We start from the raw sequence: 25,337 nt of genomic DNA, 5'->3' as shown, positions 1-25,337 counted from the left end.
GGAGCCACCATGCTAAAAACCTTTCTTGCCCTCGAAGACGACGGCGTCTCGGTGGACCCCGCCGGTCCCCGCCTTTCGTCCGCCGAACTGGGCGCCGAGTGCGCCGCTCGCGCGGACGTATATCGGCTGCTGTCGGGCGCTTTCGTCGAGGAGCCGGGGCCGTCGTTCGTGCAGGCGATGCGTCGGCCGGATGTGCTGCAAAGCCTTGCCGATGCGGGGGTGCGATTCGATACGGATTTCACCTTGCCGGACACCGAGTCCCTGGTCGAGCGTCTGGCGTGCGAGTACGCGACGCTGTTCGCGGCGACCGGCGGCTTTCCGCCGGTCGAGTCGGTGCGGCTGACCGGACGCTACAAGCAGGACCCGCATTTCAAGGTCCGGCAGACCTACGCGAAGTGGGGCTTCGCGTTGCACAAGGGCCGCTTCGAGGTGTTTCCGGACCAGCTCGGAGTCGAGCTCATGTTCGTTGCCGAGTTGCTGGAGCGCTGCAGCCTGGCCCTCGCGCGCGGCGATGAGGCCGATTACCGGCGTTTGGAACGCGAGGTGAAGCGATTCTGGACGCAGCACCTGGGGCGCTGGGTGCGCGGCTATGCGCGCTTGATCGAACAGGCCGCGGAGCACTCGTTCTATCGCGAGATGGCGCGTTTCCTGGGTGGGTTCGCGGACGAGGAAATCGTGGCGATGGGGTTGCGCATCGACGATCTCGACCACGGCCGGGCAGTCGTGCCGAAGGCCGAGATCCGCGTGGAGTTCAACCCCGACGAGCCCGTCTGCAACAGTTGCGAAGGGGTTCCAGCGGGCCCGAGACGTGCGACCGGCGTGCATACGCTTCACGACCTGCGCTGACCGCGAGGAAACCGACCATGCTGCTCGATCTTCAAACCCGGCCTATTTTTCCCCCCGATCGTCAGGTGCTGTCGGAAATCGACTGGACGCAAGTCGCCGCGCTGTGGAACGGCAACGAACTCGGCGCGCTGCACGACCTGCTCAATGAGCGCTGGTCGAGGTTGATCCGCAACAGCGTGTTGGGCACGCGTGACCCCGAGGCCGAGTTCCTGCAGGGGCTTGCGTTTGCCACGCTAGCGCTGTTCTTCACGCAGAACCGCAACCAGGAGGGCGCGCTGCTGTTGCTGGACGACGCGCTCGTGGTGCTCGGCAAGTACCGGCCGCACTTTCTGGGTGTGCAGATCGATCCGATCATCGGCTCGCTCCAGGAACTGCGCCCGCTGATCGCATCGCTGCCGGCGGGCGGCGAGAACCCTATGATTCCCTTTGTTTACGCGAAGTTCGAGCACAGCGGAGCGCTGCCGTCATGATCCGATGCGCATGTCTTGCCGGCGCCTCTGAGGCTCCGGCTGATGTCGATGCAGAGCTGTTCGTCATCGATGGAGATGCCGTTGACACGCGGCTCGCCTCGGCCGCTGCGATCATCCTGCCCGCTGAAGGCGAGGCCCGGGCCAGTGAGCTGCTCGCCGCCGGCGCTGCACGGGTGTTGCTCGGAGAGGCCGCACTGCGCGACTCGGACCTGATTCCGAGGCTCGTTGCGCGGTTTGGCGCCGAGCGGATCGGTGTTTTCGTTCCCGCGCGTCGCATCGAGGTTACGTGGTCATTCGACACGGTATCGAATGCCGATTTTCGCGTCGTGACGCCATCGCTGTGCGAAGCGGGCTGGGAGATCCTGCGCGCAGACGGCAGTGCAACTGGTGTCCGGGTGAACTGGTGGCTCGGCGAGATAAAGAAGCGGGGCGTCTCGATCGCGCTCGTGCAGGTCGACATCGTCGACGACACCGATCTCAACCTGTGCGCAGGCCTAGTAGAGGATCTTGGCGAACGTCTGTGGATTGCCCCGCGTCGGCAGTCCGTCCCGGCGCTCGCCGACTGGGCGGCATACGGCAAGGCAGCGCAGATCGCGCTGTCGCCGGGCCTCTTTGCGCGACGTACCGAGTTGCTGCCAGCCTTGTCGCCATCCGACGCGGTCTCACCTGCTGTCGAGGATGCATGATCATGCGGGCGAAATTCATCGTTCATGCCCTGATCGTCGCCACTTTCATCGGCGTTACCGCGCACGCTCAGGCGGCGGCAAGCCTGCGCAACGAGACCCAGCTCAAGCTGGCATTGCGTGCCAGTCCCCCGTGTTGCGTGATCGATGCGCGCAGTAACACGCAGCGACAATCCCGCGCGATCGCGGAGGCGCTGGTCTACCGCGAAGGCATCCGGATCGACCCCACCGCCTCGGTCGTGGTGGTTGCCGACGATGATGACAGGGCTTTGAGCGTGGCCGAAAAAATTGCGGCTGCGCACCTTGGCAAAACCGTCTTCGCGGTCGAGGGGGGTGTCGACGCCTGGGAGCGTGTCCTCAGTGACCTCAGCGCAGAGCCGCCCGGGGGGAGGGCGGTCCAGTTCGTCATACCGAAGAACACCTGCGAGCAGGGGCCGGCCTTGCAGCAACTGCGGACGGCACCGAAGTGAGCATCGCCTACCCGGAGTTTCGCGCCAGCCGCTGCACCCGCTACCGCTTTCGGTACAGCGAATGCCGGCGTTGTGCGGAGGCCTGTCCGCACGACGCGATTGCCCTGTCCGACGAGGGCGTCGCCATCGACTCCGCTCGTTGCCAGAACTGCGCGCTGTGCGTGACGGCGTGCCCTACCGATGCTTTGGCAAGTGGCGGTTTCAAACCGGTGGACATGTTGCGGCAGGCGATTCGACAGGACCATTTCACCATCGCCTGTGCGCCTTCCGGCGCCGTCGCCGATGCGGTCGTACCCTGCCTTGGTGCGGTCGACGCGGCCAGCCTCGCGTATCTGGCGAAGCGCCGAATTCCCATGACAATACGCGGCGCTACCCATTGCAGCGAGTGCGCGCATGGTGCCCGGGGGGCTACGCAACTCGCACTCAATCTGGAGGCCTGCGAAGTTCTGGCAAAAGCCGCCGGAACAGCAGATGTCCGCGTCGACTGGGTCGCCCCGGAGGTGGAGTCTCGAAGTCCATCGCTGCCGACCATTGAGGGAGGCGGCGGCTTCGCAGCGAGCCGCCGGCAATGGTTCCGCCGCCTCGTCGGTCGCCGGGCCGATGAGCTGGCTCAGGCGACCGAACCCGCCTCATCTTCGCTGCCTACACCCGACAAGGCGATACGGCCGGGAGCGTACGCGCTGCCCGAGCGCCGCGAACTGTTGCAGATCGTGTGCAAGCGCCGCGATGATCAGCCGTTTTCGATCCCCCTTCACGAAGCGCTGCCACTGATGGCATTGTCGCTGCAGCCCGGCTGCACTGCCTGCGAAGCCTGTTTTCGGGTTTGTCCGACCGGTGCAATCGGGATCGAGGAGTCGCCTGCCGACTGGCAACTCAAGTTCGACCTCGACCGGTGCGTCGGTTGCGCCGTCTGTCTGGAAGTCTGCCAGCCCGGCGTGCTTGCTGCCGATGCGATCTTCGACGCTCGACCGGAACAGCCTGCCCGCGTATTGCTGGCGATGTCGAAGCAGCGCTGCGCGCGTTGCGACCGGCACTTCGTTTCACATACACCGCAGGAAGCGTGTCCGATCTGTCGCGACGACGAGGATGCGTTCACGTCCATCTTTGGCTGAGACCCGGCAAAGGAGAAGTCGTCATGGAATGGGAATTCACCGCAGAAGATGTCGTCAAGGCGAAGGTGGGCTACGTGCTGGCGGATTTTCGGCGTGACCTTGGCGAGGAAATTCGCATAAACGTGGGCGACAGCGACGAGCTGCAGTTTCAGCGTACGTTCAACCTGATCTACGACATGTGCTATGCGCTCGCCACTGGTCGGATGCTTGAAGAGTTTCTCGCATCGTGCGCTTACGACCCGCCTGCATGTGAATTTCTGCGCGAGGTCGAACCGCTCATGGCTGCCAACGTCGAGATGCTGGGGGCCATCCTGCAACGGATGATCATGGATGGAGTGGAGCAGGGGATGCCCCTCGAACAAGCAGTTGACGAAGCTGCGTCGCGGCATCGGGAGCTGGTTGCGACAGCTCCTTAAGTGTTCGTCCAACCACCGGCGGCTCCTGTGCGCGGGGTTTATTTTCCACGCAAGGGAGAAGGCTTGCGTACCAGCGCTGTGTAGTACCTGGTCGAGCGAGCTGCCCGATGGCCGAGGTATTCGCCCACCAGCTCCGGCGGCTTGCCCTCCTCGAGCTCATTGATCGCGAACGTGTTCCGTAAGGTCCTCGCTCCGCGACGCTTGATAAGGGTCGGGTCGATCCTGGCCTCAGCCAGCACCGCGGCGACTTGGCGATACACTGTCGCCGGATGCAGCACTCCGCCCGCCAGCTTGGCCGGGAACAGCAGCTCGCTCGGGATGGTCAGCTGCTTCCTGGTCGTCATCCATTCCAACAGGATAGCCGCGGCGAAGACCGCGACTCGGGTTCGGTGCCGGCGCCCGGCCCCGGCCGGATAGACGTCGATGTAGAGACTGCCGTCCTCCTGACGCGGGCCGACACAACCGTTGGTCAGTTTGATGACCTCGCTTACCTTCAGGCCGCCCCCGAGAACCGTGGCGATCAGGGCCCGGTTCCGCGCGTCCTTCCATCCTTCAGCTTGTGGCAGGGCGGCCACAAGGGCTTCCTGCTGGGCCTCGGTCAGCCACTGCGTCTTGTCGTGATACTGGTTGGATTTCGAGGGTTCTTTGATCGCCAACCCTCTGGCCGGGTTGGCCGAAACGATGCCCTTTGCCATCAAATGGTCGAAGAGGCGCTCGAGGAGACGCACATACCTGTTGCGGATGCCGCGCTTCAGTTCGTTCTTGGCGAGGAAAGCGTGGATGTCTTCAGCGTCGATGTCACGCCAGGTTTTCCGCAGGCCTCCGTCCTCGCCGAGCAGGACCTCGCGGACGAATTTGTTCCCCATCGCTCGATATACGACCACCGAGGACGTTCGCAGCGGCTGCTCGGCCCCGGACTTCGTTACCACGAAGTCCGGGGCCATCAGCCACGCGACAAACGCTTCCTGCGGGGTCGTCAGCCAAGCCTGGTCGGAATCGAAGAGGGAGGTATTCGGGGCAGTCATGGGCAATCACGTCAACTCGGGCCGAAGTTGCCGCCGTCCGCGAGGTCGTGGTTGGCGACGAAGTGCCTGATACAGGCTCCGCGTGTCACTCAGGCTGTTTCAGCAGGGCTTAACTTCCGAGGTCCTATTCTAGGCCGTGCGAACGACCCGTAGGGTTTGGTGAGACCAGATGCATCGAGCAAGAAAATGCTATTAACCGTCCAACTATTTAGGATACACCTCGATTTGTCCGCTGAGTGCAGCTGATAATCAAGGAGGGAGAAGCAGTAGTCTTATCCATTTACAGACGGTTAATTGCATATTGGTTTGGAAACGAACTGGAACATCGCCATGCTGCTTCCTGGAAACGATTCAGCCGGACGAAGCCCGGCGCACGGCACCCCGACGTGCACGGCAAAGCGATCGGCCATCGTCGCGCTCGCCTCGTTGAGCCCTATGCCCTCGACTTCGGCGCGTTCGTGGCGGAACTTGACGACCACCTTGCCGAGCGCGGGTACGCCCGTGATGTCCCAGAAATGCGCGCGTGAAATGTCGGTGAACAACTTATCGATGGCGTCCCGGAAGTCGAACGACGCGACGAAGCGGTCCGCCGAAGCGAAGAACATCTGGCTGGTGATTCGGTAAGTGCGCGCGGCCTTCGTCTTCGGCCTTCAAACGGACGTGCAGCATTGGGGAAAACAGGTCGATCACGGCTGGCCTGTCGCTGTCGGTGCCGACAGGAAAAGGAAAACGCAAGCGTTCTGAGGCGGTGAAAACGAAGGAAAACGCCGCCGATCGGAATGTAGTCTCGCGCGAGTGACTGGGAATGTGGCTGACTCGCAGGGAGGAAAGAAATCTACGCCGGTAAAAGCTCCGATTCGCGTGTAAACACGAATGTTCGGACAGGTGTACTCGGCCATGCTGCACAGTCGCAAACGGGGCGAGCCCTCTCGCCCCGTCGGTCACGTACGATTTTTCCCGTTTTCTTCAGGCCCGGGTCGATGCCGTGCGATGCGGCTGGATCACCTGCAGCAGCTGGCCGAACACTTTGGGCGTTCCAGCCACGACATTGCCGGTTTCCATATAGGCAGCTTCGCCCGCAAGGTCGCTGACGAGGCCTCCGGCTTCCTGGATCATCAACGCGCCCGCTGCCATATCCCAGGGCTGCAGGCCCATTTCCCAGAAACCGTCGAGCCGGCCGCACGCGACGTAAGAGAGATCGAGCGCCGCGGCGCCGGGGCGGCGGATGCCGGCGGTCTTCTGCGTCAGGTCTTTGAACATTCCTAGGTACGCGTCGATGTTGTCGAATTCGCGATACGGGAAGCCGGTGCCAATGAGTGCGTCGTTCAGCCGCGTGCGCTTGGAAACGCGGATGCGGCGATCGTTGAGGAAGGCGCCGCGACCTTTCGTCGCAGTGAAAAGCTCGTTGCGCGTCGGGTCATAGACGACCGCTTGCTCGAGCACTCCGTTCTTCGCCAGCGCGATCGAAATTGCGTACTGCGGAAAGCCGTGGATGAAGTTCGTCGTGCCGTCGAGCGGATCGATGATCCACTGGTATTCGCTGTTCGCGGACTCGGCGGACTCTCCGGACTCCTCTGCTAGAATGCCGTGCTCCGGGTAGGCGTCGCGCAGCACTTCGATGATGGCCGCCTCGGCGGCCTGGTCCACTTCGGTGACGAAATCGTTCGGCGACTTGGTCTGGACGGTCAGGATGTCCAGCTGCATCGAGGCCCGGTTGATGACGGTACCCGCACGGCGGGCGGCTTTCACTGCGATGGTCAGGGTGGGATGCATGCGCGTCGGTCTCGCTTGCGAAGGTTGCCCGGAAGGGGCCTCCGCTTAAGAAAATTCGAAAAAACACAAGATTTTAATATGAACGGCGCCATCGCGCTTGACCGTATCCGTATCGTGCTTTCACGCACGAGCCATCCTGGCAATATCGGCGCCGCCGCGCGTGCGATGAAGACGATGGGACTCTCCCGTCTGTATCTCGTCGCGCCGTCTGCGTTCCCGGACCCCGTCGCGGATGCGCGCGCCTCGGGCGCGACCGACGTGCTCGAGAGCGCCTGCGTCGTCGATTCGCTCGACGAGGCGCTGCACGGCACGATCCTGTCGGCGGCGATCACCGCGCGGCGGCGCGAGCGGTCCGTGTCGGTTCGCAGCGCGCGCGAAGCGGCACCCGAACTCGTCGCGTTTGCCGAAAAGGGCGACGTGGCCTTGGTGTTCGGCACCGAGATGAGCGGCCTGACGAACGACGAAGTCGAACGCTGCTCGATGCCGGTGTCGATCCCGGCCAATCCGGCGTTTTCATCGCTGAATCTCGGCGCAGCCGTGCAGCTGCTGTGCTACGAACTGCGGATGGCGGCACTGTCGCCGACCCCGCCGGCCGAGCCCTTGCCCGATCTCGCGACCTTCGAGGAAATCGAGGGCTTTCACCGTCATCTCGAGCGCGCGATGACCGCGAGCGGCTTCTACGATCCGGCCAATCCCAAGCGCTTGCTGCAGCGCCTCAGGCGCCTGTTCGGGCGCGTGCGGCTCGAAAAAGAGGAAGTGAATATCCTCCGCGGCATCGTGGGTGCACTCGAACGCAAACCCGACTAAACTAGTCGGGAATTCACTACTGCAATGAAGTTTCCTGGAGCAAATCACCCATGTTCAGCCGCCTGCGCGAAGACCTGGCCAGCGTTCGCGAACGCGACCCCGCCGCCCGCTCGACCTGGGAAGTGCTGACCTGCTATCCCGGCGTGCACGCGCTCCTGTTCCACCGCCTCGCGCACGCGGCGTGGACCCGCGAGCTGTTCTGGATCGGCCGTTTCGTCAGCCACATCTCGCGTTTCCTGACCGGCATCGAGATCCATCCAGGGGCGACGATAGGCCGACGTGTGTTCATCGATCACGGCATGGGCGTGGTCATCGGCGAGACCGCGGAGATCGGCGACGATTGCACGATCTACCAGGCGGTGACGCTCGGCGGAACCTCGCTGTACCGCGGCACCAAGCGCCACCCGACGCTCGGCAATGGCGTCGTCGTCGGCGCTGGCGCGAAAGTGCTCGGTGGCTTTACCGTCGGCGATGGCGCACGCATCGGCTCCAATGCCGTCGTCGTCAAGCCGGTGCCGGCTGGAACTACCGCTGTCGGCAATCCTGCCCGCATCATCGACCCGGAGCGCACCGATGCGCGTGACAAGGCGCGCGAGCAGAAGGCCGAGCAGATGGGCTTCTCGGCATATGGCGTCACGAGGCAGATGGACGATCCGATCGCTAAGGCGATGCACGGTCTGCTGGATCACGCAGTCGAAACCGATCGTCGTATTCAGATGCTCGTCGAACAGCTCGAAAAGGCCGGCGTGAGGCTGGATTCGAAGGTCGAGCAGAGCGACGAATTCGATGCCCAGCGCCTGTCGAAGATGGTTGATTGAACGCGCCGCGATCCGCCCCCGGAGTAGTTGACCGATTTTGTCGGGTTACGTATAGTCGAGTGAAACGTTCGGGTATTTACCCGGGCGGCAATCTCCGCAATGCGAGGAGCTAACATGAGACTCACCACCAAGGGACGATTTGCGGTAACCGCCATGATCGATCTGGCATCGCGCCAGACCGAAGGCCCCGTAACACTGGCAGGAATCGCCGAGCGTCAGAAGATTTCGTTGTCCTACCTCGAACAGCTGTTCGGAAAGCTGCGCCGCCACAAGCTGGTGTCGAGCGTGCGCGGCCCGGGAGGCGGTTATCGCCTTGCCCGTGACATGAGCCGGATCACCGTCGCGGACGTCATCGTCGCGGTCGACGAACCGCTCGACGCCACCCAATGCGGCGGCCGACAGAATTGCCACGACGAACAACGTTGCCTGACCCACGACCTGTGGGCGAACCTGAACAAGCGGATGTACGAGTACCTCGATTCGGTCACGCTCGCTGCGCTGGTGATGCGCGAAGTCAAGGCCGAAGCGGACACGAGCGTGCTGAAGGACGTGCGGCGGCGCGCGATGATTTCGGTGCGCGAAGTGGCGGCCGCGTAAAGCGGAAGCACAAGCGATGTTCGCGCCCGTCTACCTCGACTGGAACGCCACGACCCCGCTCGACCCTCTCGTGCGCGCGGCAATGCTGCCGTGGCTCGATGCACGTTTCGGCAACGCGTCGAGCCGGCACGAGTACGGGCGGCAGGCGAGGGCGGCGATCGACGAGGCGCGTGCTCGGGTGGCGGCGGCAGTTGGTGCGCATCCGACCGAAGTGATTTTCACGAGTTGCGGTTCCGAAGCGAACAACCTCTTCATCAAGGGTGCAGCGGCGCTGATGAAGCCAGGCCTGGTGGCGATCAGCGCGATCGAGCATCCCTGCGTGCGCGAGCCGGCAAAACAGCTGCGGCGCGGAGGCTGGTCGCTACGCGAAATCGCCGTCGATGCCGCCGGGCGGATCGATGGCGACGACTGGAAAGCGGTGCTCGAGGCGAAGCCGTCGCTGGTTTCGGTGATGCTGGCGAACAACGAGACCGGGGTGCTGCAGGATGTGGCTGCCTTGGCGCGCGATGCACGAACGGCCGGGGCGTGGTTTCATAGCGATGCAGTGCAGGCGCTCGGCAAGATTCCCGTCGACTTCCGTGCGCTCGGCGTGCACGCGATGACGTTTTCCGGACACAAGATCGGCGGTCCGCTCGGTGTCGGCGCGTTGGTGATCGACAAGCGGATCGAACTGGCGCCGCTGATCGCCGGAGGCGGTCAGGAGCGCGGCCTGCGATCCGGAACCGAGAACGTCGCGGCGATCGTCGGTTTCGGCGCCGCATGCGAACATGCGACGGCGCGGCTCGAAGACGAGGCACGACGGCTGGCCGGTCTGCGGGATCGGCTCGAAGCGGGCCTAATCGCGAGCGGCATGAGAATTTTCTCGGTTGATACGCCGCGACTGCCGAACACGACGTTTTTCGCTGCTGACGGTTTCGACGGCGAAACGTTGGTCGCGAAGCTCGACCGCGCGGGTTTCGCATGCGCGAGCGGGTCGGCGTGCTCGAGCGCCAATCCCGAGCCGTCGCATACGCTGCTCGCGATGGGCGTCGAACACGAGGCCGCACGGGGTGCGGTGCGCGTGAGCCTCGGCCGCGACACGACCCTGACCGACGTTGAAGGCTTCCTCGCAGCCTTCGAACGCCTGACGAACCAATTGAATAATCTGACCGCAATGGCGGTCCAATCTTGAACGCAGATCGACGGAGGAACCCGATGCTCAAGTTTCCGATTTACCTGGACTACTCCGCCACGACGCCGGTCGATCCGCGCGTGGCGCAGGCGATGATCCCGTGGCTCACCGAGCATTTCGGCAACCCCGCCAGTCGCTCCCACGCTTATGGATGGGAAGCCGAGAAGGCCGTCGAAGACGCGCGCGAGCAGGTGGCCCGGCTGGTCAATGCCGACGCCAAGGAAATCGTGTGGACGTCGGGGGCGACCGAGTCGAACAACCTCGCGATCAAGGGGGCGGCCCAGTTCTACAAGGGCAAGGGCAAGCACATCATCACACTGAAGACCGAGCACAAGGCAGTGCTCGACACGTTCCGCGAACTCGAACGCCAGGGTTTCGAAGCGACGTATCTCGATGTGCAGGAGAACGGCCTTGTCGACCTGTCGGCACTGAAGGATGCGATCCGGCCCGATACCATCCTGGTGTCGGTGATGTTCGTCAATAACGAGATCGGCGTGGTCCAGCCCATCGCGCAGATCGGCGAGATCTGCCGCGAGAAGGGCATCGTCTTCCACGTCGATGCCGCGCAGGCGACGGGCAAGGTCGAGATCGACCTGCAGACGCTGAAGGTGGACCTGATGTCCTTCTCGGCGCACAAGACCTACGGCCCGAAAGGCATCGGCGCGCTGTACGTTCGGCGCAAGCCGCGCGCCCGCCTCGAAGCGCAGATGCACGGCGGCGGCCACGAGCGCGGGCTGCGTTCCGGCACGCTTGCGACGCACCAGATCGTCGGCATGGGCGAAGCCTTCCGCATCGCGCGCGAGGAAATGAAGACCGAGAACGAACGCGTCGGCGCGCTGCGCGACCGTCTGATGAAAGGCCTGCAGGACATCGACGCGACCTACATCAACGGCGACGTCGAACACCGCGTGCCGCACAACCTGAACATCTCCTTCGCATACGTCGAAGGCGAATCGCTGATCATGGCGATCAAGGATGTGGCCGTGTCGAGCGGTTCGGCCTGTACGTCGGCGAGCCTCGAACCGTCCTACGTGCTGCGCGCGCTGGGCCGCAATGACGAACTCGCACACAGCTCGATCCGGTTTACGATCGGGCGTTTCACCACCGAAGAAGAAGTCGACTACACGATCGACCTGCTGCACAAGAAGATCGGCAAGCTGCGCGAACTGTCCCCGCTGTGGGAAATGGTGCAGGACGGCGTCGATCTGGACAGCGTGCAGTGGGCTGCACACTGAACGAAATCCCCCAGGAGAAGACAACATGGCATATAGCGAAAAAGTGTTGGATCACTACGAGAATCCTCGCAACGTCGGCGCTTTCGGCAAGGAAGACGAAGGAGTTGGGACCGGCATGGTCGGCGCGCCTGCGTGCGGCGACGTCATGAAGCTGCAGATCAAGGTCGGCAAGGACGGAGTCATCGAGGACGCGAAATTCAAGACTTACGGTTGCGGTTCCGCGATCGCGTCGAGCTCGCTGGTGACCGAATGGGTCAAGGGCAAGACCGTCGAGCAGGCGCTGGAGATCAAGAATACGCAGATTGCCGAGGAACTCGCGCTGCCGCCGGTCAAGATCCATTGCTCGATCCTTGCGGAAGACGCGATCAAGGCGGCAGTGGCGGACTACAAGAAGAAGCAAGGCTGATTCGGGAGACTGAACGATGAGCGTCACACTGAGCACCAACGCGGCCAAGCACGTGTCGGAATTCATGGCCAAGCGCGGCAAGGGTGTCGGCATCCGCCTTGGGGTCAAGACCTCGGGCTGTTCGGGCATGGCCTACCGGCTCGAGTTCGTCGATGAGATGCATGACGAGGACCTGATCTTCGAAAGTCATGGCGTCAAAGTCATCGTCGACCCGCAAAGCCTCGCCTACCTCGACGGCACCGAACTCGATTTCGTCCGCGAAGGCCTGAACGAAGGCTTCAAGTTCAACAACCCGAACGTCAAGGACGCTTGCGGTTGCGGCGAAAGCTTCAACGTCTGAGCTGCGAGCAAAGCCCATGAGCGTCGACCTGCAACAGGATTTCTTCGCCCTTTTCGGCCTGCCGCGACGTTTCCGCGTTGACGAAGCGGCGCTGGAGATGGCTTATCACGATCTGCAGGGGCGGGTTCATCCCGACCGTTTCGCGCACCTGCCGGACGTGGAGAAACGCCTGTCGATGCAATGGGCGACACGGGTGAACGAAGGTTTTCGGACACTGCGCAAGCCGCTTCCACGCGCGCAATACCTGCTCGAGCTCGCCGGCGTTGACGCCGGCCTGCACACCAACACCGCGATGTCCTCCGCGTTCCTGATGGAGCAGATGGAGTGGCGCGAAGCGGTCGAGGAGGCGCGCACGGCCGGCGAGGGGCACGAGCTCACGCAACTGCATCACCGGCTGCGTCATCACGCGCGGGAAGTGTTCGACGAACTCGAACGCACCATCGACGAGCGCCATGACTTCGCGGCCGCTGCCGAAATCGTCCGCCGGCTGATGTTCATGGAAAAAATCCAACACGAGATCGACGACGCCCTCGAGGCGCTGGAGACCTGATGGCCCTTCTGCAAATCGCTGAACCCGGCCAGTCCGCCGAGCCGCACAAGCACCGGCTCGCGGTTGGAATAGACCTGGGTACGACCAATTCTCTCGTTGCGACAGTCCGCAACGGCATCGCCGTGTGTCTCGCCGACGAGGCGGGCCGCTCGATGCTGCCTTCGATCGTGCGCTACCATGCCGATGGGCGGGTCGAAGTCGGCCACACTGCGGCCGCTGCCCACGCCACCGACCCAAAGAACACGATCATGTCGGTAAAGCGTTTCATGGGGCGCGGCCTGAAAGACGTATCGCACGTCGAATCGACGCCGTACGACTTCGTCGACGCCGGCGGCATGGTGCGGCTGCGCACCGTGCAGGGCGTGAAGACGCCGGTCGAGATCTCTGCCGAAATCCTGAAGGTGCTCGGCGCCCGCGCCGAGGCGAGCCTCGGCGGCCCGCTGACCGGCGCGGTCATCACCGTGCCGGCCTATTTCGACGATGCCCAGCGGCAGGCGACGAAGGACGCAGCGAAACTCGCCGGCCTGAACGTGCTGCGTCTCCTCAACGAACCGACGGCGGCCGCAGTTGCGTACGGGCTCGACAATGCTTCCGAGGGCGTCTATGCGATCTACGACCTGGGCGGCGGCACGTTCGACCTGTCGATCCTGAAACTGTCGCGCGGCATTTTCGAAGTGCTCGCGACCAACGGCGACGCCGCGCTCGGCGGCGACGATTTCGATCACCGCCTGTTCTGCTGGGTTCTCGACAAAGCCGCGATCGAGCCGCCGACGAGCGACGACTCCCGCCGTTTGCTGATGAAGGCGCGCGAAGCGAAGGAACTCCTGACCGCGAGCGAGGAAGCTCCGATCCGGGCCAAGCTGTCGTCCGGCGAGGAGGTCAATCTGGTCGTCACGCGCGAGGAGTTCGCGGCGATGACGCAGCACCTGATCGCCAAGACCATGACGCCGATGCGCAAGGTTCTGCGCGATGCGGACCTCGACCCCGAAGACATCAAGGGGGTCGTGATGGTCGGCGGCGCGACTCGCATGCCGCATGTGCAGCGTGCGGTCGCCGAATTCTTCGGCCAGGAGCCGCTGACGAACCTCGACCCCGACAAGGTCGTTGCGCTCGGCGCGGCGATCCAGGCCAACGTGCTCGCCGGCAACCGCAAGGACGACGACGAGTGGCTGCTGCTTGACGTGATTCCGCTGTCGCTCGGCTTGGAGACGATGGGCGGGCTGACCGAAAAAGTCGTGCCGCGCAACTCGACGCTCCCGATCGCGCGGGCGCAGGAGTTCACGACGTTCAAGGACGGGCAGACCGCAATGGCTTTCCATGTCGTGCAGGGCGAGCGCGAGCTGGTCAAGGATTGCCGCTCGCTCGCACGTTTCGAACTGCGCGGCATTCCCCCAATGGTCGCAGGAGCCGCGCGCATCCGCGTCGCGTTCCAGGTCGATGCCGACGGGCTGCTGTCGGTGTCGGCGCGCGAGATGTCCTCGGGAGTCGAGGCCAGCGTCTTGGTCAAGCCTTCGTACGGCCTGACCGACGACGAGATCGCTGGCATGCTGAAGGAAGGCGTCGAGCACGTCGGGGACGACATGCATGCGCGAGCGCTGCGCGAACAGCAGGTCGAGGCTGAACGCGTCATCGAGGCGACGACCCACGCGCTGGAGCAGGACGGTGCGCTCCTCGATGCCGACGAGCGCGCCGCCATCGAAGCGGCGATCGCCGCGCTGAAGCAGCTCGTGACGGGCGATGATCCGCGTGCGGTCAAGAAAGGCATCGAGGCGCTCGCCCGTGCCACCGATGAATTCGCTGCCCGCCGCATGGACAACAGCATCCGTTCGGCGCTGGCCGGTCACAAGGTTGATGAGATCCAGGTATGACCCAGATCATCGTGCTACCCCACGTCGAGCTCTGTCCCGAAGGCAGTGTCATCGAGGCCGAGCCCGGCAAATCGATCTGCAGCAGCCTGCTCGAGCACGGCATCGAGATCGAACACGCATGCGAACAATCTTGCGCCTGCACGACTTGCCACGTCATCGTCCGCGAAGGCTTCGACAGCTTGCCCGAGGCCGAGGAAACCGAGGAAGATCTCCTCGACATGGCATGGGGACTCGAGCCGCAGTCGCGCCTGTCGTGCCAGGCAATCGTCGGCGAGACGGCGCTGGTGATCGAGATTCCCCGCTACACGATCAATATGGCCCGGGAGGGCAAACACTGATGAAGTGGACCGAAGTGCAGGAGATCGCGATCCAGCTCTCCGAACGCCATCCCGAAACGGATCCGACGAAAGTCAATTTCGTCGATCTGATGCAGTGGACGATCGCGCTGCCGGAATTCGACGACGACCCGAAGCATTGCGGCGAGCGCGTGCTCGAAGCCATCCAGCAGGCCTGGATCGACGAGGTCGCCTGAAATGAGCGCCCCGGCGAGCGTGTTCGATTTCGAAACGAGGCGGCTCGACGGCGCGCCGATGCCGCTCGCGGAGTTTCGCGGCAGAGTGCTGCTGATCGTCAATACTGCGAGCGAATGCGGCTTCACGCCGCAGTACGCGGCGCTGCAGGAACTGCACGACAGGTTCGCGCCGCGGGGGTTTTCGGTGATCGGTTTTCCGTGCAACCAGTTCGGTACGCAGGAGCCGGGTAGTGCGGAAGAAATCGCGGCGTTTTGCGCAAAGAACTACGGCGTCAGCTTTCCGCTCGGCGAAAAGATCGACGTGAACGGCGACAATGCGCATCCGCTGTACCGGCATCTCACGTCGGTCGCGCCCGGAATTCTCGGCACCGAAGCGATCAAGTGGAACTTCACGAAGTTCCTGGTCGATCGCAACGGCCAGATCGTCGGGCGTTTCGCCCCGGCGACGAAACCGGAAAGCATCGCACGCGAGATCGAAGCGCTGCTGTAGTTTGCGCGGGCTCCGTTCCCGCGCCCTGGGCTGTTGCCCCGCTGTCTCTCGAAACCAGCCGGGTGACAGGGAGCTAACGACGCGAGTCAGCAGTCAGTAAAGGCCGTTGCCGGAAGGATCCGCGGTTTCGTTCAGCGCCAGCCAGTACGTGACGATCTGCCCGACCGCGTGGATGAAACGCTCGAAATCCACGGGCTTCCGGATGTAGCTGTTCGCACCGAGCCGGTAGGCTTCGTGGATGTCCTGCCTTTCGCGTGAGGTGGTGAGGATGACCACCGGCAACAAGCCGGTGTGTTCGTCCGCCCGCATCCGGCGCAGCACTTCGAGGCCGTCGATCCGCGGCAGCTTCAGGTCGAGCAGCACCACGGACGGCATCAGCGAAAGGTCGCGGCCCTCGTAGCTGCCGGTACCGAACAGATAGTCGATCGCTTCGACCCCGTCGCGCGCGACGACGACCGGATTCCGGATGCCGTTCTTGCTGAAGGCCCGCAACATCAGGGCTTCGTCATCCGGGTTGTCTTCAACGAGCAGGATCGGGCGTTCAGCGGGCATTTTTTACTCCGGTAATTCGTCGGCGCGCAGCACGAAAACCATGTCGTCCCCTCCCTTGGCCGAAAGCCAGACCGGCGAAAGGTCGGGGAACGCTTCTTCGACGAGGTGGCGGTTGTGGCCGACCTCGACCGCCAGCACGCCCCCCGGATTGAGATGCGCTTTCGCGCCTGCGACCAAGCGGCGGACGATGTCCAGCCCGTCCTCGCCGGCAGCAAGCGCCATGCGCGGCTCGTGCAGGTATTCCGGCGGCAGCGTAGCCATCGCGTCTGTGGTGACGTACGGCGGATTGCTGATGATGAGATCGAAGGTACGGCCGGCAAGCCTGTCGAACACGTCGCTTTTCAGCAGCTCGATGCGGCCGTCGAGATCGTAGTCGGACACGTTCGCGCGCGCGACCTGCAGCGCGTCGTCGGAAAGATCGGCACCGACGATTTGCGCATTCGGGAACGCATGCGCCATCAGGATTGCGAGACACCCCGAGCCCGTGCACAAGTCGAGCGCCGAAGTGAGCTCTTCGGCATCGTCGATCCACGGGGCGAAACCGTCCTCGAGCAGTTCGGCGAAAAAGGAGCGGGGAACGATCACCCGCTCATCGACCTGGAAACGAAAGTCCCCCAGCCAGGCTTCCCCGGTGATGTACGCAGCCGGCACGCGCTCCGCGGCGCGGCGTTCGATGACCGTGAACAGCGACTCCCGCTCGTCGGCCGTGATGCAGGCGTCGAGGAACGGCTCGAGCCGGTCGAGCGGCAGCGACAGCGTGTGCAGCAGCAGCCACACCGCTTCGTCATAGGCATCGCCGCAGCCATGGCCGAAGAACAGGCCGGCGCGATTGAAGCGCGTGACCGCGTAGCGCAGCCAGTCGCGCAGCGTGACCAGTTCGCCGAGGGGGCCATGCTCGTGTTCGTGTTCGTGTTCGGTGTCGTCGTGGAGGTCGGACATCTTCAGTCTCGGTTGGGCGGCAGCAACGCGTTCAGCGTGCGCTCGTAGATGGCGGAAAGGGGTTCGATCGCGTCGAGGACGACGCTCTCATTGACCTTGTGGATGGTTGCATTGACCGGGCCGAACTCGACCACCTCGCTGCAGATGTCGGCGATGAAGCGGCCGTCGGAAGTGCCGCCGCTCGTCGACAGTTCGGTTTCGACCCCGGCCGTGTCGCGGATCGCGTCGGACAGCGCCTCGACAAGCTTGCCGCGGGCTGTCACGAACGGTTTTCCGGACAAGTGCCAGTCGAGTTCATAGTCGAGTCCATGGCGGTCCAGCACGGCATGGGTGCGCTGCCGGAGCTCGTCGGCGCTGCTGACCGAGGCGAAGCGGAAATTGAACAGCACTTCGCACGTGCCGGGGATGACGTTGTTCGCGCCGGTGCCGGCGTGAATGTTCGACACTTGCCAGGTCGTCGGCGGAAAGAACTCGTTGCCTTCGTCCCAGCGAATGCTCGCCAGTTCGGCGAGCGCCGGAGCGAACTCGTGGATCGGATTGCGCGCGAGCTGCGGATAGGCGACATGTCCCTGCACGCCCTTGACCCGCAGCGTGCCCGACAGCGAGCCGCGCCGCCCGTTCTTGATCGTGTCGCCGAGCGTATTGACCGAAGTCGGCTCGCCGACGACGCAATAGTCGAGGCGCTCGCCACGCGCCGCGAGCGCTTCGACGACCTTGACCGTGCCGTGCCTCGCGATGCCTTCCTCGTCGGAAGTCAGCAGCAACGCGATCGAACCGGCGTGGTGGGGGTGTGCTGCGACGAAGCGTTCGATCCCCGTGACGAAAGCGGCGAGCGAAGTCTTCATGTCCGCCGCGCCGCGACCGAACAGCTGACCACCGCGGACCGTCGGCTCGAACGGCGGCGAATCCCAGCCTTCGAGCGGACCGGCCGGCACGACGTCGGTATGCCCGGCAAAACACAGCACCGGCTCAGTCTCGCCGCGCCGCGCCCACAGGTTGCAGACTCCGCCGCCGTCGATGCGCTCGAAGCGGAAACCCAGCGGCGTCAGCCGGGCCGCGATCAGGTCGAGGCAGCCGCAGTCGTCCGGCGTGACGGACGGGCGCGAGATGAGTTCGCAGGCGAGCCGGAAAGTGTCGCCGGATGAAGCAGGAGTCATTGTTTTCGGTAATTCGTGGTGTTGTTCAAAGCTTCACGCTGTCGTCGAGGTGCAGCGCGAAGTCACTGAAAGGCCGGTTTTCCGGCTCTTTCCGCGCGAAATAGAGGGTTGGCGAATCGTCGCTGCCGTCCTGCGCCTCCGGCCCGTTGCCGAATTGCGCATTGTTGATCAGCCACGACAGGTTCGTCGGCGAGTCCGCGTTCGCGAGCGCTTCCTCGAACGTCACCGTGCCTTCGTGGTAGAGCCGGTACAGGTCCTGCTCGAAGGTCTGTGATCCCGGCGCGAGGCTCTGCTGCATCGCCTCCTTGACTTCGTTGAGTTCGCCACGCTCGATCAGTTCGGCGACGTGCCGCGTGTTCATGAGGATTTCGACCGCCGGAACGCGTACGCCGTCGGGCTTGCGCACGAGCCGCTGCGAGACGATGCACTTGAGCGCCACCGCGAGGTCGAGGAACAGCAGCGAGCGGTTCTCGAGCGGGAAGAAGTTCACGATGCGGTTGAGCGCATGGTAGGCGTTGTTCGCATGCAGCGTCGCGAGGCACAGGTGGCCGGTCTGGGAATAGGCGAGCGCTGCCTGCATCGTCTCGCGGTCGCGGATTTCACCGATCAGGATGCAGTCGGGCGCCTGGCGCATCGCGTTGCGCAGCGCATCGTGCCAACTGTGGGTGTCGATGCCGACTTCCCGCTGGTTGACGATCGACTTGCGGTGCTTGAAGAGGTACTCGATCGGGTCTTCGACGGTGAGGATGTGGCCGGAACGGTTCAGGTTGCGATGGTCGATCATCGACGCGAGCGTCGTCGACTTGCCCGAGCCGGTCGCGCCGACGACGAGCACCAGCCCGCGTTTTTCGGTGACCACCTCGGCGAGCACCGGGGGCAGGCCGAGCGAATCGAGAGTCGGGATGTCGCCCTGGATGTAGCGCACGACGATGCCGATGCTGTGCCGCTGCCAGAACAGGTTGACGCGGAAGTTGCCCAGCTCGCGGCGCCCGAACGAGAGATTGAGCTCCCTCACGCGTTCGAACGTGTCGATCTGCTCCGGCGTCATCATCTCGTAGATCATCCGCTTGATCATGGGCGGCTCCATGACCTGCTGGTTGATCGGCATCGTGACGCCCTGGATCTTGATATGGATCGGGGCGCCGGCCGAGATGAAAATGTCCGACGCGAGCTTTTCCGCCATCAACTGAAACAGCTTGTCGAAAATCATCGCCGCGGGTCTCCGGAACGGAAAAGGGGAGGGGCGGACAGCTGAACCGGCCGGACCGCCCGTCCGCCCGGCTCAGCGACAGCCCAATGTGCGGGGATCAGGCGCCGCGCAGCAGTTCGTTGATGCCGGTCTTCGCGCGCGTCTGCGCATCGACGCGCTTGACGATCACTGCGCAATACAGGCTGTACTTGCCGTCGGCCGACGGCAGGCTGCCCGGCACGACGACGGCACCGGACGGAACGCGGCCATAGGTGATCTCGCCGGTGGCCCGGTCGTAGATCTTCGTGCTCTGGCCGATATATACGCCCATCGACAGCACCGCGTTCTCCTCGATGATCACGCCTTCGACGACTTCCGAGCGTGCGCCGACGAACACGTTGTCCTCGATGATGACGGGGCCGGCCTGCACCGGTTCGAGCACGCCGCCGATGCCGACGCCGCCCGAAAGATGGACGTTCTTGCCGATCTGCGCGCACGAGCCGACCGTCGCCCAAGTGTCGACCATCGTGCCTTCATCAACGTAGGCGCCGATGTTCACGTACGACGGCATCAGCACGACGTTCCGGCCGATGAAGCTGCCCCGACGCGCGACCGCGGGCGGCACGACGCGAAAGCCCCCTTCGCGGAACTGCTCCGGCGTGTAGTCGCCGAACTTCGTCGGCACCTTGTCGAAATACTGGTTCGTGCCGCCCGCCATGACTTCGTTGTCGGCGAGGCGGAACGAGATCAGCACGGCCTTCTTGATCCACTGGTTGACGGTCCAGTTGCCGTCGATCTTCTCGGCGACGCGCAGGCTCCCGGCGTCGAGGCCGGCGATGACCGCTGCGACTGCGTCGCGCACGGCCGCCGGCGCTGCGGAAGGCGAGAGGTTCGCGCGGTTCTCGAACGCGTCGTCGATGATCTTTTGCAGGTCTTGCATGGGGAGTTTTCCGTTATGGGAGAGATTGGCAGAAAGCGGCGATGCGCTCGGCCGCCTCGACGCATTCGGCAGTCGGGGCGACGAGGGCGATGCGCACGAAGCCGGCGCCCGGATTAACGCCGTTCGCCTCGCGGGCGAGGAAGCTGCCCGGCAGTACCGTGACATTATATTCACCCTGCAGGCGGCGGGCGAACTCGGTATCCGGGATCGGCGTCTGCGCCCACAGGTAGAAACCGGCGTCGGGCCGCTCGACTTTCAGGTGGCGCGCGACGAGCGGCGTGACGCGATCGAATTTCTCGCGGTACAGCCGGCGGTTGTCGACGACGTGCGCTTCGTCGTTCCAGGCCGCGACCGAAGCGGCCTGCACGGCCGGATTCATCGCGCAGCCGTGGTAAGTGCGATAGCGCAGGAAAGCCTTCAGCACGGCGGCGTCGCCGGCGACGAACCCGGAACGCATCCCCGGCACATTCGAGCGTTTCGACAGGCTCGAGAACGTCACGAGATTGCGGAAATCGCCGCGACCGAGCTCGCGCGCGGCCTGCAGCGCGCCGACCGGGGGCGCGTTCTCGTCGAAATAGATCTCCGAATAGCACTCGTCCGCGGCGATCACGAAGCCATGGCGGTCGGAAAGCTCGAACAGGCGAGCCCACTCCTGCAGCGACAGCACGCGTCCAGTCGGATTGCCCGGCGAGCAGACGAACGCCAGCTGGACGTCGCGCCACACCGATTCCGGCAGCGAATCGAAGTCCGAGCCGAAACGGTTTTCAGGCAGATTGTTGAGGAACACCGGTTCGGCGCCGGCCAGGAGCGCCGCGCCTTCATAGATCTGGTAGAACGGGTTCGGGCACAGCACTTTCGCTGCGCCGCCGCGGCTGTCGACGACGCACTGCGCGAACGCGAACAGCGCTTCGCGCGATCCATTGACCGGCAGCACCTGGGTCGCGACGTCGACCGCGGGCAGCCCGTAGCGCCGCTCGAGCCAGCCGGCGATCGCGCCGCGCAGCGCGTCGCTGCCCTGGGTCGCGGGATAGGCCGAGAGGCCGTCGAGATTGTCGATCAGCGCCTGCGTGATGAAAGGGGGCGTCGCGTGCCGGGGCTCGCCGATCGACAGCCGGATCGTGGCCAGGCCCGGGGGCGGGATGAGTCCTTCGAACAGCTTGCGCAACTTTTCGAAAGGGTAGGACTGCAGTCGGTCGAGGTTCGGATTCACGTCAATTGTGTCGGCATATTTCGGGACGCCGGCCGCGGGGGCCGTGGATCGGGGATGTTATCATGGCGCGCTTTCGACAGCCCTGAACCCGACCGTTCACCCTCGTTCCGACGTGCGTCTTTCCAAGCTCAAACTCGCCGGTTTCAAGACCTTCGTCGACCCGACCACCGTCCTCACTCCCGGCAACCTCGTCGGTGTCGTCGGGCCGAACGGCTGCGGCAAGTCGAACATCATCGACGCGGTGCGTTGGGTGCTCGGCGAAACGCGGGCGAGCGCGCTGCGCGGCGAGTCGATGCAGGACGTGATCTTCAACGGCTCGACGACGAGAAAACCGGTGTCGCGGGCGAGCGTCGAGCTGGTGTTCGACAACGCCGAAGGGCGCGCAGCGGGGCAGTGGTCGCGCTATGCGGAAATCTCGGTCAAGCGGGTGCTCGACCGCAGCGGCGAATCGACGTATTACCTCAACAACGTCCATGTGCGCCGCAAGGACGTCATCGACCTGTTCCTCGGCACCGGACTCGGGCCGCGCGCTTACGCGATCATCGAACAGGGCATGATCTCGCGCATCATCGAAGCACGGCCCGAGGAAATCCGCGGCTTTCTCGAAGAGGCCGCCGGCGTCACCAAATACCGCGAGCGGCGCCGCGAGACCGAAGGCCGGCTGTCCGATGCACGCGACAACCTCACCCGGCTCGACGACATCCGCATGGAGCTCGGCGAGCGCATCGGCCACCTCGACGCGCAGGCCGCGATCGCAGCCCGTTTCCGTGCGCTGAGCGCTGCGCATGCCGAGCGCCAGCAGCTGTTGTGGCTGCTCAAGCGCAACGACGCGCGCGGCGAGCAGGTGCGGCTGCAAAGCGAACTCCACCAGCTGTCGGCGAAGATGGAAGCCGACAGCGCTCGCCTGCAGGAACTCGAAAACGCGGTCGAATCGGGCCGCGCAGCGCATTTTTCCGCATCCGAAGCGACGCACGCGGCACAGAGCGAGTTGGCCGCGATTTGCGCCGAAGTCAGCCGCCTCGAAGCCGAGCTTCGGCACGCCGAGGATGCGCGCAAGCGCCTCGAAGCCCGTCTCGCCCAGCTCGCGATCGACGAAGCGCACTGGCGCGCGCGCAGTGAAGCGCTCGGCAGCGACCGCGAGCGCTGGAGCGCGCTGCTGGAAAACGCCACGCTGCGGGCCGAGCAGGCCGAAGCACGCCATGCCGAAGTCGCCGAGCGCCTGCCCGAGGCCGAGTCGGCGCGCCAGGCAGCGGAGGCGACCGTCGCGGCCGCACGCCGCGAACTCGGCCAAACCGAGCAACAGCTGCGCGTCGGCGAAGCGAACCGCACAAACGCCGTGCGCGCGCTCGATGCGCTCGCGCAACGGCGGGCGCGGCTGCTCGGCGACAGCGGCGCGATCGACGGGCCGGATGAGGCGGCGCTCGCACAGCAGGAAGCCCGGCTCGACACTCTGCGCGACGAGCACGACGCCCGCCAGCAGGATCTCGTGCAGACGCAGTCGCGCCTGCCGCAAGCCCAGGCGACGCTGAAAACCGCGCTCGATGGCGAACGTCAGGTGCAGCGCCGGCTGACCGAACTGCGCGCGCGACGCGACGCGCTGGTACAACTGCAGGCGAAAGTGCAGTCGCAGGGGCAGCTCGGCGACTGGCTGAAGCGCCACCGCCTCGCCGAGCTGGCGCCGCTGTGGCGTGCGCTGCGGGTCGACGCAGGCTGGGAAACCGCGGTCGAGGCGGTGCTGCGCGAACGCCTCGCCGCGCTCACCGGCGCCGTCGACGACGCTGCCCGCGCGATGTTCGACGAGGCCCCGCCGGCCGCGTTCGCGGTCGCGTTCGCCGGCGCGGACACGCAGCTCCCGCCGGTCGCCCCCCCTTCGGGCGCGACGGCGCTGATCGACCGCGTGCACCTGCCGGAAGCGGCGCTGCGTCCCGCGCTGGCCGAGGGGTTGCGCGGCTGTTTTGCCGTCGACGCACTCGAACCGTGGCTCGCCCGGCGCGCCGAACTCGCGCCCGGCACCTGCCTCGTCAGTCCGCGCGGGCAGATCCTGACGCGCCATGCGCTCGTCCATTACGCGCCGGACAGCCGCACCCACGGCGTCATCGAACGCCAGCGCGAAATCGACACCCTTGCGGATCGCCAGCGCGAGCTGGAAGCCGAGGCGCAGCAGGCGCACGACGCGCTGCTCGAAGCCGAAGCGATCGCGGCGGACCTGCAGGAGCGCGGCAACGCGCTGCGGCGCGAGCTGCAATCGATGCAGCAGCAGATCCACGCCGAACAGGTCGGGCTGCTGAAGCTGACGCAGGCACGCCAGCGCGCCGAAGAGCGCCGCGCGCAGCTCACGCGTGACCTCGACGACCTTGTGCACCTCGAAGCCGCCGAGCGCCAACAGCTCGCGCGAGCCGAAACCGAACAGGCGCGTTCAGCCGAGCTGGCCGAACTGCAGCGCGAGCGGCTCGACGCCGCGATGGAAGTGCTCGCCGAGCGCGACAACCTGCTGCGCGAGACGCGCGCGCTCGATCAGGCGACGGCCCGGGATCTGCAGGAAGCGCGTTTCTCCGAGCGCGAATGCGCCGGCAAGCTCGATGACATCGCCCGCAACACCACCCTTGCGGCCGGGCAGCTCGACCGCATCACCACTGAGCTCGACGCCTGTCGGGATGAACTCGGCGCGATCGACTGCAGCCACAGCCGCGACGCCCTGCAGGAAGCGCTGACGCTGCGCCAGAGCCGCGAGACGGCGCTTTCCGCGCGGCGCGACGCGCTGGAACAGGCTGCTTCCCTGCTCAAGCAGACCGAGGAGCTGCGCCTGCGAACCGAGCGCGAGGCTGCGCCTGCGCGCACTCGCATCGCCGAGCTGCGGCTGGGCGTCCAGGCGGCGGAACTTGCCGTGGCGCAGTTCGACGAGCGCCTCGTCGAAGCCCAGGCCGACGAAGCGGCGCTGCAGCCGCTGCTGACCGGCGACTTGCGCGAGAGCGCGCTGGTGCGCGAAGTGGCACGGCTCGCGCGCGAGATCGCCGAACTCGGACAGGTCAACCTCGCGGCCCTCGACGAACTGCGCAGCGCGCAGGAGCGCAAAGGTTATCTCGACGCGCAGAACGAGGACCTGAGCCAGGCGATCGTCACGCTCGAGGACGCGATCCGCCGCATCGACCGCGAAACGCGCGAGCAGCTGCAGGACACCTACAATGCCGTCACGCAGCATTTCGGCACGCTGTTCCCGCAGCTCTTCGGCGGTGGCCAGGCCCGGCTGGTGCTGACCGGCGACGAGATTCTCGACGCCGGCATCCAGATCGTCGCCCAGCCGCCCGGCAAGAAAAACACCTCGATACATCTCCTTTCCGGTGGCGAAAAGGCGCTGACGGCGATTGCGTTGGTATTCTCGATGTTCCAGCTCAACCCGGCGCCCTTCTGCATGCTTGACGAGGTCGATGCACCACTGGACGATACCAACACCGAACGCTATTGCCAGATGGTAAAACGCATGTCATCGCAAACACAGTTCGTTTTCATCAGCCACAGCAAGATCACGATGGAAATCGCGCAACAGCTGGTCGGCGTGACGATGCAGGAGCAGGGCGTTTCACGGGTCGTTGAAGTGGATATCGAAGAGGCGCTGCGCCTGGCCGAGCCGGCGGCAGCCTGACGCACGAACGGGTCCCGGTCTGCCGCACTGGCGGCGGACCGATTCTTTTGTTTACAGGATCAACTGGTGACGCTTCCTGCCCTGCGGCGGCGAAGCGTTCA

Annotated in this window: 27 protein-coding genes and 1 pseudogene; 19 read left to right on the top strand and 9 right to left on the bottom strand. The window is 64.8% G+C overall.

Features of this window, described 5'->3' with window-relative positions; genetic code table 11:
- Window positions 1–9 precede the first annotated feature (9 nt).
- Genes GO608_RS18125 through GO608_RS18100 form a run of 6 tightly spaced genes read left to right on the top strand, consistent with a single transcriptional unit; the run spans window position 10 to window position 3,997 of the window.
- On the top strand, window positions 10–846 hold the full coding sequence (locus GO608_RS18125) for a TorD/DmsD family molecular chaperone (protein ID WP_169198576.1): 837 nt from the start codon (window positions 10–12) through the stop codon (window positions 844–846).
- Between the two features lie 17 nt (window positions 847–863).
- A complete protein-coding gene (locus GO608_RS18120) occupies window positions 864–1,316 on the top strand; it encodes a DUF309 domain-containing protein (protein ID WP_169198575.1) in 453 nt (150 codons plus the stop codon).
- Window positions 1,313–2,002, top strand: coding sequence for a HisA/HisF-related TIM barrel protein (locus GO608_RS18115; RefSeq protein WP_169198574.1), 690 nt, complete (start codon window positions 1,313–1,315; stop codon window positions 2,000–2,002). The genes GO608_RS18120 and GO608_RS18115 overlap by 4 nt, the downstream gene beginning before the upstream one ends.
- 2 nt (window positions 2,003–2,004) lie before the next feature.
- Window positions 2,005–2,469 carry a hypothetical protein gene (locus GO608_RS18110; protein WP_169198573.1) on the top strand — a complete coding sequence of 155 codons (465 nt, stop codon included), beginning with the start codon at window positions 2,005–2,007 and terminating at the stop codon, window positions 2,467–2,469.
- The gene (locus GO608_RS18105) at window positions 2,466–3,581 is read left to right on the top strand and encodes an NADH-quinone oxidoreductase subunit I (RefSeq protein ID WP_169198572.1); all 1,116 of its coding nucleotides are present in this window, start codon (window positions 2,466–2,468) and stop codon (window positions 3,579–3,581) included. Before GO608_RS18110 ends, GO608_RS18105 begins: the two co-directional genes overlap by 4 nt.
- Window positions 3,582–3,604: 23 nt before the next feature.
- Window positions 3,605–3,997, top strand: a complete 393-nt coding sequence (locus GO608_RS18100; protein ID WP_169198571.1) for a hypothetical protein — start codon at window positions 3,605–3,607, stop codon at window positions 3,995–3,997.
- A 38-nt stretch (window positions 3,998–4,035) separates the two neighbouring features.
- Here GO608_RS18100 and GO608_RS18095 read toward each other — a convergent pair whose 3' ends face one another.
- The 3 genes and pseudogenes from GO608_RS18095 to GO608_RS18085 form a co-directional block, all read right to left on the bottom strand.
- Window positions 4,036–5,022, bottom strand: coding sequence for a tyrosine-type recombinase/integrase (locus tag GO608_RS18095; protein ID WP_169198570.1), 987 nt, complete (start codon window positions 5,020–5,022; stop codon window positions 4,036–4,038).
- Window positions 5,023–5,408: 386 nt separating this feature from the next.
- Window positions 5,409–5,691 (bottom strand): annotated as a pseudogene (locus GO608_RS18090) (STAS domain-containing protein); the annotation flags it as partial.
- 297 nt (window positions 5,692–5,988) lie between these two features.
- Window positions 5,989–6,795 (bottom strand): inositol monophosphatase family protein, encoded by an 807-nt coding sequence (locus GO608_RS18085; RefSeq protein WP_169198568.1) that lies wholly within the window; start codon window positions 6,793–6,795, stop codon window positions 5,989–5,991.
- Window positions 6,796–6,873: 78 nt separating this feature from the next.
- Here GO608_RS18085 and GO608_RS18080 point away from each other — a divergent pair, with 78 nt between their 5' ends.
- The 12 genes from GO608_RS18080 to GO608_RS18025 all read left to right on the top strand — a co-directional run bounded on the left by GO608_RS18080 (window position 6,874) and on the right by GO608_RS18025 (window position 15,609).
- Window positions 6,874–7,602, top strand: a complete 729-nt coding sequence (locus GO608_RS18080) for an RNA methyltransferase (RefSeq protein ID WP_169198567.1) — start codon at window positions 6,874–6,876, stop codon at window positions 7,600–7,602.
- 50 nt (window positions 7,603–7,652) lie between these two features.
- The gene (cysE, locus tag GO608_RS18075; RefSeq protein WP_169198566.1) at window positions 7,653–8,420 is read left to right on the top strand and encodes a serine O-acetyltransferase; all 768 of its coding nucleotides are present in this window, start codon (window positions 7,653–7,655) and stop codon (window positions 8,418–8,420) included.
- A gap of 114 nt (window positions 8,421–8,534) precedes the next feature.
- Complete coding sequence (iscR, locus tag GO608_RS18070) at window positions 8,535–9,017, top strand: Fe-S cluster assembly transcriptional regulator IscR (RefSeq protein ID WP_169198565.1); 483 nt, start codon at window positions 8,535–8,537, stop codon at window positions 9,015–9,017.
- Window positions 9,018–9,033: 16 nt separating this feature from the next.
- Window positions 9,034–10,188: a cysteine desulfurase family protein gene (locus tag GO608_RS18065; RefSeq protein ID WP_169198564.1), complete on the top strand. Its 1,155-nt coding sequence runs from the start codon at window positions 9,034–9,036 to the stop codon at window positions 10,186–10,188.
- Between the two features lie 23 nt (window positions 10,189–10,211).
- Complete coding sequence (locus GO608_RS18060) at window positions 10,212–11,423, top strand: IscS subfamily cysteine desulfurase (RefSeq protein WP_169198563.1); 1,212 nt, start codon at window positions 10,212–10,214, stop codon at window positions 11,421–11,423.
- A gap of 25 nt (window positions 11,424–11,448) precedes the next feature.
- A complete protein-coding gene (iscU, locus tag GO608_RS18055; RefSeq protein ID WP_053421769.1) occupies window positions 11,449–11,829 on the top strand; it encodes a Fe-S cluster assembly scaffold IscU in 381 nt (126 codons plus the stop codon).
- Between the two features lie 16 nt (window positions 11,830–11,845).
- Window positions 11,846–12,169, top strand: a complete 324-nt coding sequence (gene iscA / locus GO608_RS18050) for an iron-sulfur cluster assembly protein IscA (RefSeq protein WP_169117149.1) — start codon at window positions 11,846–11,848, stop codon at window positions 12,167–12,169.
- A gap of 16 nt (window positions 12,170–12,185) precedes the next feature.
- Complete coding sequence (gene hscB, locus GO608_RS18045; protein WP_169198562.1) at window positions 12,186–12,719, top strand: Fe-S protein assembly co-chaperone HscB; 534 nt, start codon at window positions 12,186–12,188, stop codon at window positions 12,717–12,719.
- Window positions 12,719–14,587, top strand: coding sequence for a Fe-S protein assembly chaperone HscA (gene hscA / locus GO608_RS18040; protein WP_169198561.1), 1,869 nt, complete (start codon window positions 12,719–12,721; stop codon window positions 14,585–14,587). Before hscB ends, hscA begins: the two co-directional genes overlap by 1 nt.
- Window positions 14,584–14,925 (top strand): ISC system 2Fe-2S type ferredoxin, encoded by a 342-nt coding sequence (gene fdx / locus GO608_RS18035; RefSeq protein WP_169198560.1) that lies wholly within the window; start codon window positions 14,584–14,586, stop codon window positions 14,923–14,925. Before hscA ends, fdx begins: the two co-directional genes overlap by 4 nt.
- Window positions 14,925–15,119 carry a Fe-S cluster assembly protein IscX gene (iscX, locus tag GO608_RS18030; protein WP_053421764.1) on the top strand — a complete coding sequence of 65 codons (195 nt, stop codon included), beginning with the start codon at window positions 14,925–14,927 and terminating at the stop codon, window positions 15,117–15,119. Before fdx ends, iscX begins: the two co-directional genes overlap by 1 nt.
- A gap of 1 nt (window position 15,120) precedes the next feature.
- Entirely contained in the window at window positions 15,121–15,609 is a 489-nt protein-coding gene (locus GO608_RS18025) for a glutathione peroxidase (protein ID WP_169198559.1), read from the top strand.
- Window positions 15,610–15,702: 93 nt separating this feature from the next.
- On the opposite strand, the gene GO608_RS18020 is transcribed toward GO608_RS18025, so the two are convergent.
- The 6 genes from GO608_RS18020 to dapC form a co-directional block, all read right to left on the bottom strand.
- Window positions 15,703–16,161, bottom strand: a complete 459-nt coding sequence (locus GO608_RS18020) for a response regulator (protein WP_169198558.1) — start codon at window positions 16,159–16,161, stop codon at window positions 15,703–15,705.
- 3 nt (window positions 16,162–16,164) lie between these two features.
- Window positions 16,165–17,100 (bottom strand): 50S ribosomal protein L3 N(5)-glutamine methyltransferase, encoded by a 936-nt coding sequence (prmB, locus tag GO608_RS18015; protein WP_169198557.1) that lies wholly within the window; start codon window positions 17,098–17,100, stop codon window positions 16,165–16,167.
- A gap of 2 nt (window positions 17,101–17,102) precedes the next feature.
- The gene (gene dapE / locus GO608_RS18010; protein ID WP_169198556.1) at window positions 17,103–18,257 is read right to left on the bottom strand and encodes a succinyl-diaminopimelate desuccinylase; all 1,155 of its coding nucleotides are present in this window, start codon (window positions 18,255–18,257) and stop codon (window positions 17,103–17,105) included.
- 25 nt (window positions 18,258–18,282) lie between these two features.
- Window positions 18,283–19,467: a PilT/PilU family type 4a pilus ATPase gene (locus GO608_RS18005; protein WP_169198555.1), complete on the bottom strand. Its 1,185-nt coding sequence runs from the start codon at window positions 19,465–19,467 to the stop codon at window positions 18,283–18,285.
- Window positions 19,468–19,564: 97 nt separating this feature from the next.
- Window positions 19,565–20,386, bottom strand: coding sequence for a 2,3,4,5-tetrahydropyridine-2,6-dicarboxylate N-succinyltransferase (gene dapD, locus GO608_RS18000; RefSeq protein WP_169198554.1), 822 nt, complete (start codon window positions 20,384–20,386; stop codon window positions 19,565–19,567).
- Between the two features lie 13 nt (window positions 20,387–20,399).
- The gene (gene dapC / locus GO608_RS17995) at window positions 20,400–21,596 is read right to left on the bottom strand and encodes a succinyldiaminopimelate transaminase (RefSeq protein WP_169198553.1); all 1,197 of its coding nucleotides are present in this window, start codon (window positions 21,594–21,596) and stop codon (window positions 20,400–20,402) included.
- A gap of 112 nt (window positions 21,597–21,708) precedes the next feature.
- On the opposite strand from dapC, the gene smc reads away from it, so the two are divergent.
- The gene (smc, locus tag GO608_RS17990; RefSeq protein WP_169198552.1) at window positions 21,709–25,236 is read left to right on the top strand and encodes a chromosome segregation protein SMC; all 3,528 of its coding nucleotides are present in this window, start codon (window positions 21,709–21,711) and stop codon (window positions 25,234–25,236) included.
- The last annotated feature ends 101 nt before the right edge of the window (window positions 25,237–25,337 follow it).

It is taken from the genome of Aromatoleum buckelii (assembly GCF_012910785.2).
In the GTDB taxonomy this organism is placed as follows: domain Bacteria; phylum Pseudomonadota; class Gammaproteobacteria; order Burkholderiales; family Rhodocyclaceae; genus Aromatoleum; species Aromatoleum buckelii.
This window is presented reverse-complemented; position numbering and strand designations above follow the sequence as displayed.

Excerpts from the sequence above, each read along its gene's own strand:
- GO608_RS18125 (WP_169198576.1), top strand. The coding sequence starts at position 10 with ATGCTAAAAACCTTTCTTGCCCTCGAAGACGACGGCGTCTCGGTGGAC.
- GO608_RS18120 (WP_169198575.1), top strand. The coding sequence starts at position 864 with ATGCTGCTCGATCTTCAAACCCGGCCTATTTTTCCCCCCGATCGTCAG.
- GO608_RS18115 (WP_169198574.1), top strand. The coding sequence starts at position 1,313 with ATGATCCGATGCGCATGTCTTGCCGGCGCCTCTGAGGCTCCGGCTGAT.
- GO608_RS18110 (WP_169198573.1), top strand. The coding sequence starts at position 2,005 with ATGCGGGCGAAATTCATCGTTCATGCCCTGATCGTCGCCACTTTCATC.
- GO608_RS18100 (WP_169198571.1), top strand. The coding sequence starts at position 3,605 with ATGGAATGGGAATTCACCGCAGAAGATGTCGTCAAGGCGAAGGTGGGC.
- GO608_RS18095 (WP_169198570.1), bottom strand. The coding sequence starts at position 5,022 with ATGACTGCCCCGAATACCTCCCTCTTCGATTCCGACCAGGCTTGGCTG.
- GO608_RS18085 (WP_169198568.1), bottom strand. The coding sequence starts at position 6,795 with ATGCATCCCACCCTGACCATCGCAGTGAAAGCCGCCCGCCGTGCGGGT.
- GO608_RS18080 (WP_169198567.1), top strand. The coding sequence starts at position 6,874 with ATGAACGGCGCCATCGCGCTTGACCGTATCCGTATCGTGCTTTCACGC.
- cysE (WP_169198566.1), top strand. The coding sequence starts at position 7,653 with ATGTTCAGCCGCCTGCGCGAAGACCTGGCCAGCGTTCGCGAACGCGAC.
- iscR (WP_169198565.1), top strand. The coding sequence starts at position 8,535 with ATGAGACTCACCACCAAGGGACGATTTGCGGTAACCGCCATGATCGAT.
- GO608_RS18065 (WP_169198564.1), top strand. The coding sequence starts at position 9,034 with ATGTTCGCGCCCGTCTACCTCGACTGGAACGCCACGACCCCGCTCGAC.
- GO608_RS18060 (WP_169198563.1), top strand. The coding sequence starts at position 10,212 with ATGCTCAAGTTTCCGATTTACCTGGACTACTCCGCCACGACGCCGGTC.
- iscU (WP_053421769.1), top strand. The coding sequence starts at position 11,449 with ATGGCATATAGCGAAAAAGTGTTGGATCACTACGAGAATCCTCGCAAC.
- iscA (WP_169117149.1), top strand. The coding sequence starts at position 11,846 with ATGAGCGTCACACTGAGCACCAACGCGGCCAAGCACGTGTCGGAATTC.
- hscB (WP_169198562.1), top strand. The coding sequence starts at position 12,186 with ATGAGCGTCGACCTGCAACAGGATTTCTTCGCCCTTTTCGGCCTGCCG.
- hscA (WP_169198561.1), top strand. The coding sequence starts at position 12,719 with ATGGCCCTTCTGCAAATCGCTGAACCCGGCCAGTCCGCCGAGCCGCAC.
- fdx (WP_169198560.1), top strand. The coding sequence starts at position 14,584 with ATGACCCAGATCATCGTGCTACCCCACGTCGAGCTCTGTCCCGAAGGC.
- iscX (WP_053421764.1), top strand. The coding sequence starts at position 14,925 with ATGAAGTGGACCGAAGTGCAGGAGATCGCGATCCAGCTCTCCGAACGC.
- GO608_RS18025 (WP_169198559.1), top strand. The coding sequence starts at position 15,121 with ATGAGCGCCCCGGCGAGCGTGTTCGATTTCGAAACGAGGCGGCTCGAC.
- GO608_RS18020 (WP_169198558.1), bottom strand. The coding sequence starts at position 16,161 with ATGCCCGCTGAACGCCCGATCCTGCTCGTTGAAGACAACCCGGATGAC.
- prmB (WP_169198557.1), bottom strand. The coding sequence starts at position 17,100 with ATGTCCGACCTCCACGACGACACCGAACACGAACACGAACACGAGCAT.
- dapE (WP_169198556.1), bottom strand. The coding sequence starts at position 18,257 with ATGACTCCTGCTTCATCCGGCGACACTTTCCGGCTCGCCTGCGAACTC.
- GO608_RS18005 (WP_169198555.1), bottom strand. The coding sequence starts at position 19,467 with ATGATTTTCGACAAGCTGTTTCAGTTGATGGCGGAAAAGCTCGCGTCG.
- dapD (WP_169198554.1), bottom strand. The coding sequence starts at position 20,386 with ATGCAAGACCTGCAAAAGATCATCGACGACGCGTTCGAGAACCGCGCG.